The following is a 13,597-nucleotide window of genomic DNA, read 5'->3' as shown; positions in this document are numbered from 1 at the left end:
CAATGAAGTTGACTAAAAAAGCATTGTCATCGGCTATCGGATTTACGCTGTTAGCCATGACCTCCCAGGCTTTCGCTGGCACCGTAGAGAAAGTGGATACGCGTGTAGGCCAGCTTGAGTTTGATGGCGGTTATCCAACCGCGAAGACCATGGACCATCTGATGAATGAGATGGACTTCATGCGAGCGACCGATGCATACATGTGGGGCATTCCTGCGGTAGGGCTGATCGAATGGAAAAATGCGATCAACAACATCAGCCATGTGCAAGACGGCCACCTGGTGTCTTATGTTACCCAGAAGCAGAAGCAGGGGATCCTGACCCCTAATTACACCACGCCTTACATTATGACCATTGCCGACGTATCGAAAACCGGTCCGATTGTACTGACATTACCGAAAGGCTTAATGGCGGGGATGGTGCTGGATATTAACCAGCGTGTGATGGAAGATCTCGGTGTTGTTGGCCCGGATGCAGGTAAGGGTGGCAAATACCTGATCCTGCCACCAGGTTCGGATATCACACCACCTGAAGGCTATTTTGTTATCCATTCGACCTCCAATAATGTCTTGTTCGGTGTACGTCTGCTGGATAAAGACAAAGCGGAAGCGGTAAAACGTCTGGTACCACAAATCACCACTGCGCAGTTTAAAGACGGTAAAGAAGGCGAGCAGTGGCATGTTGTTCCGGCATCCGAAGAACCGTGGAGCCAGACACCGCCGGAAGGAATGGACTACTGGAACGCAATCAACCAGATTGTGCAGTCTGAACCGGTACAAGAACGCGATCGCTTCATGATGGAGCACTTACGTTTCCTCGGCATCGAAAAGGGCAAACCTTTCAGCCCGACCGATGCACAGAAAAAAATCCTCGAAGAAGCTGCGGTTGTTGGCCAGGCAATGGCTAAATCCAACAACTATGGTAAGCGTTTTGAACCGGCCTTCTGGGAAGGTACGCACTGGAAACATGCCATTACCGTTGCGACTAATCAGCGTGCAGAAAACTGGGATCAGTTCGATGAACGTGCCTCCTGGTTCTATGAAGCGGTCACCATTTCAAAAGCAATGCTGACGCAAACCCCAGGCGTGGGCCAGCGTTATATCGTGACCTACCAGGACAAAGACGGTAACTGGCTGACCGGTGAACACACCTATAAGCTGCATGTACCTGCGAATGTGCCGGCTAAACAGTTCTGGTCAACCACGGTCTATGATGAAAAAGAACGTCAGATGGTCGTTAATGATGAGAACTCCCCGGATATTGGTTCTACCAAGCAGGGTCTCAAAACTAACGCTGATGGTTCTGTAGACATCTACTACGGTCCAAAACCTGTCAAAGGCTTTGAACAAAACTGGATCCAGACTAAGCCAGGCGATGGCTGGTTTACTTACTTCCGTTTCTACGCGCCAACCGAAGCCTTCTTTAATAAGAGCTGGACGCTAGGCGATATCGAGCGCGTTGATAAGTAATTTGTAAGTCAATACAAACCACCCTGCCAGTCAGGGTGGTTTGCTTTCAGGCGTTCCGATTGCGCCAGGAGTTGGTAAACGATGAATACCCTTGCACACGTACTTGCCCTTGAAGAGAAAATGGGACGTGCAATTATCGGCCAGGAAAAGGTGGTGCGCAGCATTATCATCTGCCTGTTGTGCGATGCTAACTTATTGCTGGAAGGAATGCCGGGTCTTGCGAAAACGCGAGCCATCCGCAGTCTTGCTGAAAATCTCGATGCTACCTTTCGCCGGATCCAGTTCACGCCAGATTTGTTGCCTGCCGATATTACGGGTTCGGAGATTTATGTGCCCGAGACACATTCCGTAGAGGACGCCTTCCAGTTCCGCGAAGGTCCGGTATTTGGCAACCTGGTACTGGTTGATGAAATTAACCGTGCACCCGCTAAGGTTCAGTCAGCATTGCTGGAAGCGATGGAAGAACGGCAGATCACAGTCGCCGGTAAGACTTACGCCTTGCCTAAACTCTTTATGGCACTGGCGACGCAAAACCCGGTAGAACAGGAAGGGACGTATAATCTTCCCGAAGCCCAGCTGGATCGCTTCCTGATGAAAGTTGAAGTTGATTACCCATCAGCAGAAAGCGAAAAACGCATTCTCGATCTAGTGCGTAGCGAGCAGCAACGTCGTTATAGCGAGACGGCAATAAGCAGCGCGGTGATTGAAGATAGCGACAAACTGAATAAAGAGACGATCTATCAGGCATGGCGAGAAGTGGCAGATATCCATGTGAGTGATGTGATTAAGGATTATATCGTCGGTATTATTCATGCCAGTCGTCATCCGGCGAAATATGATGAAGAGCTTGCACAATGGGTCAGTATCGGGGGGAGTCCTCGCGCGACGCTGGGTCTTGAACGCGCCGCTCGAGCGCATGCCTGGCTGGCTGGACGGGATTACGTTGATCCCTCAGATGTACAGGCCATTGCCTATGACGTTTTACGTCATCGCATTGTCTTGTCCTTCCAGGCCGCGGCGGCGGGCGTCAAAGTTGAGAACGCGATCGCCCGGATTTTACAGTTGACTGTTACAGGATAACGCCATGGGTGCACAGGAAGGAGTCTACGTTACACTTGAAGAGCTGGTGAGCTATGAAGCGTCTACTCGTCAGATGGCCAGTTCATTTAGCCGTGTCTCGTCCTCTTTGCTGCAGGGAAATCGGCCTTCACGTATTAATGGTCGTGGTGGCGCATTTGATCAGATTCGCCACTATCAGCAGGGCGATGATGTCCGGGATATCGACTGGAACGTGACCGCACGTATGCGCGGTGTTCCGTTTATTAGGGTGTTTAATGAAGAACGTGAGCGACCATTTTTTGTGGTTGTCGATCAAACCGCTGACATGTTTTTTGGCACCCAATGCCAATTAAAATCTGTGCTTGCCGTGCGCACCGCAGCACAGCTATTGTGGATGTCACATCATAAAAAACAGCCTTACGGCTTGATTATTGTGACAGAGCAGCAGGTTGAGGTATTTTCTCCGCGTCATCACCGTGGTCATTTAATCCGCTTATTTGCGTCGTTGGTTCAGGCGAATCAAATGTTGTCCGCCGATGTGAAAGAGACTCGCGCCGATAGTGAGTTTCTCATTGCCATTCAGCATCTACGCCGCCAGATTTCAACCAATGCCCTGGTGGCGATGATCAGCGATTTCAATCACGTCAGCGAACCGGCCTGGCAGCTCATGACTGAAACTGCGGCACGAACGCAATGTCTGGTATTGCCGGTCTATGACGGGATCATCAATGCCTGGCCGACACGCGGTGAATTCTTATCAACCTGGGGCGGACTGGTCACAGAGCTCCAGTTCTCTTCGCACCTGCAGCGTCAACAGATTGCCGAACGTGCCGAGCAGAATTTCACTTCTTTACAATCTCGTCTGACCGAATCAGGTATTGCATCACGTCCCATCACGACATGGCAGGCTTCGGATATTCAGCTCCAGGAAGCGCTGCTTCTGCGGAGGGAACAGTAAGATGAGTCATCCACAAATGAATACCTTTTCCGGGGTGGACCTCCCTGATCTGGTTGAACTGAAGCTCCCCTCGGCAGTCAGCCTGTTTCCTGACACTCTTGCGTGGAAGCTATTGCTGGTCGTCATCGTGCTGACCATTGTCACTGTATGTATGGTCCGGTATCGCAGATACCAGCGGAGACTCTGGCGGCGTGAGGCTCACGCACTGGCCATTGCCGCTAAACAGAGTGCGCGCGCCGACGACTGGTTTGTCCTTATCAAACGTGTTCTGCGGCTTTATCTGCCCGCAGAACAGTTGTCCGCCTTCAATGAACAGCAGCTACTGGCACAGCTGCCTGAGCTTCCCGATAGCGTTCATAGGGCAATGGTAAAGAATCATTATCGTCGTGGAGGAATGTTACCTGATGCTGAGAACGTACAGCTTGCTGGTGCTATTCAGCGCTGGTTAAAGGAATTACCCGATGTTTGAATCTGTGGTCCATCATCTCCAGCATCTTGAGTTTCAGTGGCTTTGGTTGTGGGTACTATTGCCATTACCTCTGTTGCTACGTTATTTGCCAAAACCCCCAACATCTCACCACTACAGTGTGAGAGTGCCTAATCTCCCATATTTACTGGTTGATGCGCCGACGATAAGCCGCACAACGCCCGGGGAAAGGCGTTGGATGTTACTGCTTTGGTCATTGAGTTGGTTTTGTCTGGTCTGTGCCGCTACACGCCCCCAGTGGATAATGCCACCGGCGTCAGAAGAGGTGTCCGCTCGTGACATTGTACTGGTGCTGGATGTCTCAGGGTCAATGGCAACAGAAGATATGCAGGGAAGCCACGGAAAACTCATTAGTCGGTCCGTGGCAATGCAGAACGCCGTCCGTCAATTTATCCAGGACAGGAAAGAGGACAATATCGGGCTGATAGTGTTTGGCAGTAAAGCCTATCCCTTCGCACCGTTGAGTGCCGATCATCACGTTCTTTTGCAGCGTGTAAATGACCTGCGTCCGGCGATGGCAGGGCCACAAACCAGTATCGGTGACGCCATCGGTAGCACTATCAAAATGTATAACAGTCTTGCTTCTGAAGGTGATGAATCAACGGATAACGAAAGAATGGTCGTTCTGCTGACTGACGGGAAGGACACCGCGTCCACACTTCCCCCTGATGTGGCATTACGCCTGGCTCGACGCGAGCACATGATCATTCATACCATCGCTCTGGCGGGGGGGAATCAGGAGAGTATCAACTTGCCGTTGCTACAAAAGATCGCCCGCGAAACGGGGGGAACATACCATGAAGTGAATGGTAGCGAAGATTCACTTCAGGAAGTATACCAGGCCATTAATCAACTGACGCCACGAAAAATGAAAAAAACGGGTTGGTCTTACCGACAGCCACTGTTCATGTGGCCGTTAGGCGTCGCCCTTGTCGGATTTGGAGTGATGACATTCTGTCTATGGTCGGGGAGGGCGAAAAAATGAGTGACCTGCATTTCCTGCGCCCCTGGTGGCTGGCAGGTATCGTGGTTTTGGTCATCGCGGCCCTGATAGCGCATCGTCGACAGAGCAGAGATTCCGAGTGGTTCAGCGTTATCGACCCAAAACTGGCGGGTGCGCTAGTGCACCAACATCGTGGGCAGCGGTTATTGAACCGGTTGAATATACTTTGGCTGTTACTCACGGTCGGGCTAATCGCAATGGCTGGCCCCAGCTGGCACAAACAGATCCCGGAAGGGCTACGGGAAAAAGCGGCTGTAATGGTGGTATTTGCTAACGGGACGTCCATGTATGCCGGGGACGTCGTGCCTAATCGAAACCGTGCCGCAAAAGCGAAAATCGACGCACTTCGTCAGCGTCTGCCGCAATCCTCGTTTGGTGTGATCGCATGGGCGAATACCGCACATCTGGTGATCCCTCTGACGCAAAACAATGAGTTTTTTAATCTGTTTATGCCACCGCTGGAACCTGATCTGATGCCCGTCACGCCACGTCCTGAATCGGCGCTGCGTGCAGCGTTGGCGCTCGCCGATGAGAGCAGCAAAAATAACGGACAGCCGGTTAATATTGTGGTCGTGACCGATACCTTATCATCTCTGGATGATGCCGCTTTACGGGCTTTTTACACCCATTTTCCGGCTCTTGAGGTACTTGTGGTTGGGACAAAAGCGGGTGGTGCATTGCGATTCGCGCCGTATAACACATTCAGTCCTGGAACCACGCAGGTTCCGATTGCCGCATTTGATGCACTGAAGCAGGCCGGGATTCCGGTGTTGAGCATGACCACAGATGATCAGGATCTCAATTGGCTTACCGACCATATCCGCAATTCCGTCCGACAATCACAAAATGAAAGCAATCGCTGGCGCTGGCAGGATTCGGGCTACTGGCTGGTATTGCTGATGTTGCCGCTGGCGGTCATGCTGTTTCGCCGTCTCTCCGTGGCGGCGGTTCTTTTCCCGCTGTTGCTGAGTACCACTTTTTGGGCACCCCAGGCAAAAGCTGATTGGAACCACCTGTGGTGGACACCCGATCAGCTTGGGCAAAAAGCGATGAATAATAAGGATTATCCGGCAGCCGCCACTCTGTATACTGATAGCTACCGTAAGGGACGTGCGTATTATCTGGCGAAAGAGTATCAAAACGCCGCTGCGGCTTTTCATAATGTTGACAGTGCTGAGGGGAATTTCTATCTCGCGAACAGTCTGGCACAGTTGCAGCAGTACCAGGCCGCACTTCACTACTATGCACAGGCACTCCAGTGCGACCCGACGTTGCTGGCGGCCAAAACCAATGCGGCAACGGTCAAAGCCATCCTGGAAGAGACACAGAAAAAACAAGGAAAGCGGCAGCGGGCGGATAATCACACTGACTTCAGTTTCCTGAAGATAGAACAGCAGCATGCAAAAACAAAAAACGAGTCGCCACGTTCGGCTAAAAACATGAATGACAGCGAGCTGAATAACTGGATGAGTAATGTCGATACCTCACCAAAGGAGATGCTCAAGTCTCTGTTTATTCTACAGTCTCAGGGGGAATAGCGATGTTAAAAAAAATCATTATCCTGAGCTGTCTTTGTACTTTTTCCGCATTTGTCAGTGCCAGTAACGAAGACTGGCAGGCCAATGTCAGTTTAAGCAGCGTCCGGGATCCGCATATTGCACCGCCCAAAACATTGGTACCGAAACAGAGTGTCCAGATGACCGCCACCGTCTGGATGCCAGAAAAGGTCAACTGGTTCCCGCAGTTCCCGGATTGGGATATGCCGGGGGCAACGATTGTATCGATGTTTATGCTCTCGCCTTCAATTGAACGTTCTCACGGTAGTTTTACGCAACGCGGGGCAACACAAAACTATCTGCTGACGCCGCTTTCTGAAGGGGCGTTGAGACTGAATCAAACATCTGTCACGGTTTACCCCGAGCAGAAATCCTCACCAATACTGGCATTTGCTCCGATATCGGTAGATGTCGCTATGCCGCCAGGCGCCGGAGATATCGCACAATTTCTTCCAGCCACCGATGTGAAAGTCACTCAGTCGTTTTATTTGTTGGCGGGAGATAAACAGGAGCAGGAGCTTGATGCTGACGCACTGAAAGGTTTAACGCTGAAAAGCGGGCAACTCATCGAGCGCCGTATTCTGATTGAAGCGCAGGGAATTCAGGGAAAGTTGATCCCAACGATACCCCCCGAAAGCCAGGTTGCGGAGCACCAATCGGAAGCGACCGACATTATAAACTACGATGAATTTATTGGCGGTACGCGGACAGAGCACTGGTACTACTCAGCGCAACACGCAGGCACGATCCCTCTGAAGGCGGTAAATATTCGCTGGTATGACACGGATACATCGGAATTTCGGACGTCAAAGCTGGATGGGGTAATACTCAAAAGTGCCGTGGCGAATACGGTGAAACCAGCGATCCAACTGACGTTGATGGAAAAACTGGCGTTATTGCCAGACAAAACATGGCGCTGGATATGTTTTGCTGTGGCCATCGTTGGCGTAGTCGTAATTTTTCATCGGCGAATGAGGCAGTTACTGCGTAAAGCTGGGCAGGCCAGCGTTCAGTGGATCAAAACCTCACCCAAAATACAGTTTTTATGGCTTTGCTTACACCTTATGGTCGTCGGGGTAAAAAACAGCCAAAGCAGGCGTCACTACCAGTACTGGCGATTGAAATATCTGACTGGTAAAGCGCAACATGCAGCCCTGGCTCAGTGGTCTGATGCGGCTTATGGAGCATCGGATATTCGTTATCCCGGGAGATTTCGAGTGATCAGAGGGATTATCCGCCAGCGTGCAACCATGAAAACAGCACGCTTTACATTTTGGCATCCTTGCGCGCTGCCACCTCTGAATGGCGGTATTTTCGGTGAAGCAGATAAAACAGTCGTGATCACGAATTCGAGGCAATCCTCTTCACCATCAGTTCTACAAACACAGGAGATGTTATGAAAAAGGTACTCTGTATAAGTGCATTGGCGCTATTTGTCAGTAACGTATGGGCTGCTGACGCTCAGACTATTGAACAGGTGCGTCAGTTTGAAACCACCCTTCCGGGCAAAACAAATGTCAGTGTGACTCCAGAGAATTATGCTTTCGCTGCGCTGGATATGGCGATGAATGAAGAAGTCAAACATGGGGCGACGAACACTTTCTATCATCACCGCATGCCGATGGAAATTGATAAGCAGCCGGCTGTGTTGATGAACAGGGACACGCTATACTCCTTCGCCATCATTGATGCTTCGCATGGGGCAACCGTCCATGTACCGAAAGGCGACGGTCGATATATTTCACTGCATGTTATGGATCACGACCACACCACTGAGCATGTTTACTATGGTGCTGGAGATTACAAAATTGACCCGGATAAGGCTACGAATTTTCTTGTGCTGAATATCCGTACTCAGGTTAACCCTAACGATCCGGAAGACATTAAAAAAGCACATAAAATTCAGGATGAATATCATGTGACCTTCCCGGAAGGCTATACGCCAAAAGCCTTCAAAATGATTGACTGGAACAAAGAAGAGCTGAAAAAACTCCAGACACATTATCGCGAGATCGCCAATAAACGGGGAGTCAGTAAGACGTCGGGAGCACGTGGCGCCTATCCACAGGAAGATGTAAACATTGGTGCGGCGGTCGCCACAGGCCTGCTCCCTGATAAGGATGCCTGGTACTCCTTCAATACCTATAAGGTCGCTAAAAATACCTGCTATACCGCCACCTATCCTGTACCGGGGCTGGCAAAAGCCGATCTTGGGTTCTATTCCATGACGATTTATGGGGATGACCTCTACCTTCATACCGAAAAAGGTTCCAGCCTTTCGAATAAAGAGCTGAAACTTAATCCGGATGGCAAGTCATTTACCATGCATTACGGTACGCCGGAAACGTGTGGTAAGGATGCTGAAAACCTGCTTATTGCGCCAACAGATAACTGGACGCTCGCGCTGCGAGTCTATTTCCCTGACGAAGATATTCAGAATAACAAGTACAAGCTTCCTGAACCTAAAGCAGTGAAATAATTATATTAATAATAGAGAGGCTGGTAACTCCCAGCCTTTCCTGAACATGAAGAGAAAATCATGAAAAAAGTTATACGACATTTGGCCATAGCAGCTACTTTGTTGACAAGTGCCTCAGTGCTGGCCATGGATACTGGCGTTCAGACTGATGGTCAGGTCACATCAGCAAACCCTTCGTTTTCGAATGAAAATGGTGTCAAAGTCACTATGGATAATCTTATCCGTGCTGAGACCGCCAAGTATTTTGCTGCGGAGACACTGACTTCTGGCGGCAATAAATTCCGTCATGAAAGAAAAGGTATTGATCTGAAGAATCAAACGGTCATACGTTCTAACTTTGACCTTATTTATTCTTACGGTGTTTTTGATACCAAAGGCGGAATTACGATTACCGTTCCACCTTATGACCTGTATCAAAGTGTACATGTTTTTGATGAAGACCACTTCACTATTGCCGTTGTCTATCCAGGGCAAACCGTCACCGTTAAACAGTCGGACTTAACACACGGTCGTTTTGTTTATCTCTTCATGCGCACTCAGCCCAGAAGTCTGGATGAAAAAGGAATAGCAGAGCTGAATAAGCGACAGGACATGGTGAAAGTAAGTTTTGGCGGAACGCCTGAACCCTATAAAAGTGACGTGAAATACGATGTTGATTCCTTCAATAAACTGCGTGCTGAAATTGTTCGCCGTGGCCCGAAAGAAGCTGTTATCTATAAAGGATTTGTCTCCAAAGGCGATAAAATCATCACTCCACAGTATCAGTTAGTTAATATTGGTGGCTGGGGTGGATTGCCTGCAAAGCATGCTTTTTATTGGGTTGTTGCACCGGCTGATGATGGCGCAAAAAATGCACAGTGTAGTTCAACGACGATTAAGCCACTGCCGGTTCAGTATGATAAGAACGGTTACTGGTCACTGACAGTGTATAACTCTGAAGGATGGGTGAAAACGGATCACTTCGTGATTAATTCGCATCATGCAAAACCGAATAAAGATGGCAGCTATACGCTTCACTTTAACTGCGGTGATAATGCGATTAACAACTTCCAGACAACGAAAAACTGGAATGCATTAATGCGCGCATATTTGCCAACCTCAGTTGATGATATTCTGACATACTCAAAAGATATGCAAAAAAATCATCCTGTTGTCAGCCAGCATTGATCGTTTCAACAAGAGATACATCTCGGGGGGTATCTCACACAGCTGACAAAGCCCTGGTCGTAAGGCCGGGACTTTGATCTAATAAGGTCAGTACAATTAATGGACTGACCACCATGAACCTTCAGTTCAATTAACATGAAAGCATGTTATTAATTTATACCAGAGGTAATAAATGAAAAAAGTAAATGCCATACTGATGACGACCATGATAATGGGCTCTTCAGCATACGCAGCTCAAACGGTTACCCCAGAAAACTATGCCCGTGCCGAAGTTGACCTTTCTTATCAGAATGTTGTTAACGACGTTGGAAGCAATAAATTCCGTCATGACCGCACACTGATGCCACTGGATAAGCAACCTGCAGTGACCATGAACCGTGATACTATTTACTCCTTTGGTGTCTACTATGTTCCGAATGGTACGACGGTAACGCTGCCAAGATCAAAAGATGGTCGCTACCAGTCAGCAATGATCATGCAGAATGATGACTTCACTGATCAGGTTTTTTATGGCCCTGGTACTTTTGAGATAAAATCAAAAACCGAGTTTGCGGCGATCGTGGTGCGCACTCAGGTGAATCCTGGCGATCCGCAGGATATTGACTATGTCCATAAGTTACAGGATGAAATATCCGTAAAATGGCCTGCAGGCACCAAAGTTAAGTCTTATACGCCTGTTGACTGGGATAAGGACAGCCTGATGACATTACGTAAACAATATCAGGCCGAGGCAGCGAAATTGCCTAACTTCAACGACACAGCTGGTGCACGGGGTAAAATTGATCCGAAGATGCTGCGTCTGAGCGCCTCTGTCGCACTCGGTTTGCTTCCGGCAAAAGATGCTGTTTATCTCTACCGTGACTTTGGCCTGAGCGGTGATAAATGCTACAAAGCCACCTATAGCAAACCAGACTTTAACAAGGGCGGTTTCTTCTCCTTCACGATGTATGGTGCGGATAAATATCTGCACGATGAGAATTCTATTCTGAATAACCGGACCATTAAATTCGATCCAGATGGTAAATTCACTATTTACTATGGCCCTGAAAAGGTCTGTGGTACGCAGAAAAACTGGCTCCCGACGCCTGGGGATAACTGGTATCTGGGAATGCGTATTTATCGCCCTGGTGAGTCAGTCATTAATGGTTCTTATACCGTACCGACACCAGTTGAAGTGAAGTAAAATTGCGAGCGCGGGTCAGATAGTACTGGCCTTTATGGACCCCGACGTCTTTGGCATCGGGGTGGTCAGGATCCGCCAGACAGTGCCGGGATGACGCTTACGAATGCAATGTATCTTGCAATCATTAAAGCAAAACAGGGATTTTATTCACGCTCTAAATTTTAATAGGTCAGATAGCCTGTTTTCCGTGGCTATCTGACCATAACGAAAGCATTACTTCACAACGTCAACCGTCGGGAAGGTGTACTTGCCTGCCTGAACGTCTTTGCTTGGTCCATACATACGCAGAACGACGTAAGTATCTTTTTCAGGGATTGGCAACCAGTTAGGGTTATTTGCATCACCTTTAGCACTCATCTCAATCGTGTACATGCCGTCTGCATCCGCTTTCAGGGTGCGATCACCACGGCTATGGCGGTTGATTTCGTTATGTGCCATCAATTTAGTATCAGATGCATAAGCAGTAAATGACCAGAACTGGCTTACGTCAGGTGCTTTGAAGCGCATACGGTATTTTTTACCGTTCGCGCCGCTGATGCTCTGACCGTCGGAGCCTTTCACTGCCTGCATATAGACGGATTCATCTGGCGGCAATCCCCATTGACCGAGGAAGGTGCCTTCAGCAAACAGGTCGCGTTGACCATTTTGTAACTCCTCACGAGTCCCCAGCATTTTACCTGCGTTGGTCATTTGCGGAGCCAGCGCGGTCAGATGCGCCATACCCAATTGTTCACCTTTCTTAGCCGCTTCGATCTGCTCAGTGGTGAAATCCTCCTTACATGGCGCAAGACCTACGTCTTTGTACTGATCCAGCCATTTTTTATCCGAGGTGGCCATATCGCCTTCACATAGCACGAAGTTCACACGTTGCAGCCAGTTGGTTTTCGCAGGATCAGGATAGGTACGCTCTTTGGCTTTAGGCCCTGGGACACCTAAATAGGCAGAAAGTGTTCTGACATTCCAGTCGTCCATGTAGTTCAGTGCGACCTTAGTATCTTCAGGGCTTGTCGCCATAATGCGGCCCATCAATTTCAGGAGATCGGAATCAACACGGATCACTTCCGTTACGCTCGGTGGAACTTCACCTTTCCACGTTTTAGAGGCAAACATGAAATGCCCGCCTTTATTACCACGGGTACGGGAACCGATCATAGACGTGGTGTAATGCCCCATGTCCATGGTATGCAGCACCCAGTAACGTCCTTTGTCCATGTCCGGGACACTGACAATCACAGGTTCAGCGGCAACATCCAGCCAGCCCATCAGATGCAGGGTATCGTTATTAATTGTTGGATGGTCGGTATAGGTATCATCGGCAAGGTGGCGGATGTTCTGGAAACGGTTCATCGGAGTATCGGTTTTCACCGCCGTTTCATAAAAGAATTTGTATGCCTGATCCATGGAGTAGCCGTATACGTAGGCATCCTCAGCATGTTTATCAGAAATTTGCTGCGCAAATGCAACGTTGCTGGTCATAATCAATGCCAGCGGGAGGAGAATTTTTTTCATCACTATGTCCTTTTAAAATGGTCTTCCAGATTATAGTGCCATTTCAAAATGGCTGAGTGGTAGAAAGATGTCTAATGTCATTAAAATAAAACGCGTAGTATTGATATTTTGTTTATTTTTAAATGATTCGTGCAGGTTAAGTTTAATGATTAGAGTACATCGACGGCCGTATTGACAGGAACAAGGGATGTTATTCGGTTTACTGAATTTGTACACGCTATAACCTTACGCCGCTAAAAAAACAGGCTTAACTCAACGTAGGACTTTGTTTTTCCTTGCGGCCCCATGAACGGCCACTCTCGGCGGATAACTACACCGAACGAGCTGGGTTTTCACCCCTCTGGTTAACGCAAACCTGTTCGTCCGGCAATAGAACAGCAGCTTTCTCGCAGTAAAAACTGTGCTGACAGTGGGCCTGAAACTTCAACAAAAAATGACATGCTTTAAGTCTCAATGGGAAGCGTAACAGCTGAATACAGTGGCTTCAGAATCAGTTGTCCATGCTGCACGCTCACGGAAACACTCACCCCCGTGGGGAATCCAGCCTTTTCAAGCCAGTTACCGCTGAGCACCAGACTTGGATGACGACTGTAATGACGCGTGCGTCCCGTTTTGGGATCCTGATGGCGTTTTCTGACGTAGCTCACTTTAATCTGACGCGCTGTTTTTACTGTATTTACCCCTAATGCGTTGGGAAGATTCATCGTCATTCTCTCCTTTGCCGTCT

Annotated in this window: 12 protein-coding genes; 10 read left to right on the top strand and 2 right to left on the bottom strand. The window is 48.9% G+C overall.

Annotation, left to right across the window (positions count from 1 at the left end; translation table 11 throughout):
* Nucleotides 1-2 precede the first annotated feature (2 nt).
* The 10 genes from MUU47_RS02695 to MUU47_RS02650 all read left to right on the top strand — a co-directional run bounded on the left by MUU47_RS02695 (nucleotide 3) and on the right by MUU47_RS02650 (nucleotide 11,361).
* Entirely contained in the window at nucleotides 3-1,469 is a 1,467-nt protein-coding gene (locus MUU47_RS02695) for a DUF1254 domain-containing protein (RefSeq protein ID WP_154158536.1), read from the top strand.
* Nucleotides 1,470-1,550: 81 nt separating this feature from the next.
* On the top strand, nucleotides 1,551-2,549 hold the full coding sequence (locus MUU47_RS02690; protein WP_154158535.1) for an AAA family ATPase: 999 nt from the start codon (nucleotides 1,551-1,553) through the stop codon (nucleotides 2,547-2,549).
* A gap of 4 nt (nucleotides 2,550-2,553) precedes the next feature.
* Nucleotides 2,554-3,486 carry a DUF58 domain-containing protein gene (locus tag MUU47_RS02685; RefSeq protein ID WP_258986573.1) on the top strand — a complete coding sequence of 311 codons (933 nt, stop codon included), beginning with the start codon at nucleotides 2,554-2,556 and terminating at the stop codon, nucleotides 3,484-3,486.
* A 1-nt stretch (nucleotide 3,487) separates the two neighbouring features.
* A complete protein-coding gene (locus tag MUU47_RS02680; RefSeq protein ID WP_258986571.1) occupies nucleotides 3,488-3,955 on the top strand; it encodes a DUF4381 family protein in 468 nt (155 codons plus the stop codon).
* A complete protein-coding gene (locus MUU47_RS02675; protein WP_309578253.1) occupies nucleotides 3,948-4,958 on the top strand; it encodes a vWA domain-containing protein in 1,011 nt (336 codons plus the stop codon). Before MUU47_RS02680 ends, MUU47_RS02675 begins: the two co-directional genes overlap by 8 nt.
* Nucleotides 4,955-6,514, top strand: coding sequence for a VWA domain-containing protein (locus tag MUU47_RS02670; protein WP_258986570.1), 1,560 nt, complete (start codon nucleotides 4,955-4,957; stop codon nucleotides 6,512-6,514). The genes MUU47_RS02675 and MUU47_RS02670 overlap by 4 nt, the downstream gene beginning before the upstream one ends.
* A 2-nt stretch (nucleotides 6,515-6,516) precedes the next feature.
* Entirely contained in the window at nucleotides 6,517-7,932 is a 1,416-nt protein-coding gene (locus MUU47_RS02665) for a hypothetical protein (RefSeq protein ID WP_258986569.1), read from the top strand.
* Nucleotides 7,929-9,011, top strand: coding sequence for a DUF1254 domain-containing protein (locus MUU47_RS02660; RefSeq protein ID WP_258986568.1), 1,083 nt, complete (start codon nucleotides 7,929-7,931; stop codon nucleotides 9,009-9,011). The genes MUU47_RS02665 and MUU47_RS02660 overlap by 4 nt, the downstream gene beginning before the upstream one ends.
* Nucleotides 9,012-9,071: 60 nt before the next feature.
* Nucleotides 9,072-10,178, top strand: coding sequence for a DUF1214 domain-containing protein (locus tag MUU47_RS02655; protein WP_258986566.1), 1,107 nt, complete (start codon nucleotides 9,072-9,074; stop codon nucleotides 10,176-10,178).
* A 172-nt stretch (nucleotides 10,179-10,350) separates the two neighbouring features.
* Nucleotides 10,351-11,361, top strand: coding sequence for a DUF1214 domain-containing protein (locus MUU47_RS02650; protein WP_258986564.1), 1,011 nt, complete (start codon nucleotides 10,351-10,353; stop codon nucleotides 11,359-11,361).
* A 213-nt stretch (nucleotides 11,362-11,574) separates the two neighbouring features.
* Here the strand turns inward: MUU47_RS02650 and MUU47_RS02645 are convergent, their stop codons facing one another.
* Together MUU47_RS02645 and MUU47_RS02640 are read right to left on the bottom strand one after the other, a co-directional pair.
* Nucleotides 11,575-12,870 (bottom strand): DUF1254 domain-containing protein, encoded by a 1,296-nt coding sequence (locus MUU47_RS02645; protein WP_258986563.1) that lies wholly within the window; start codon nucleotides 12,868-12,870, stop codon nucleotides 11,575-11,577.
* A 443-nt stretch (nucleotides 12,871-13,313) separates the two neighbouring features.
* On the bottom strand, nucleotides 13,314-13,574 hold the full coding sequence (locus MUU47_RS02640; protein ID WP_235033697.1) for a SymE family type I addiction module toxin: 261 nt from the start codon (nucleotides 13,572-13,574) through the stop codon (nucleotides 13,314-13,316).
* Nucleotides 13,575-13,597 lie beyond the last annotated feature (23 nt).

The organism is Scandinavium hiltneri (genome assembly GCF_024764835.1).
Lineage (GTDB): Bacteria > Pseudomonadota > Gammaproteobacteria > Enterobacterales > Enterobacteriaceae > Scandinavium > Scandinavium hiltneri.
The sequence above is the reverse complement of the archived record's forward strand: the minus strand, read 5'-3'. Positions and strand labels throughout refer to the sequence as shown.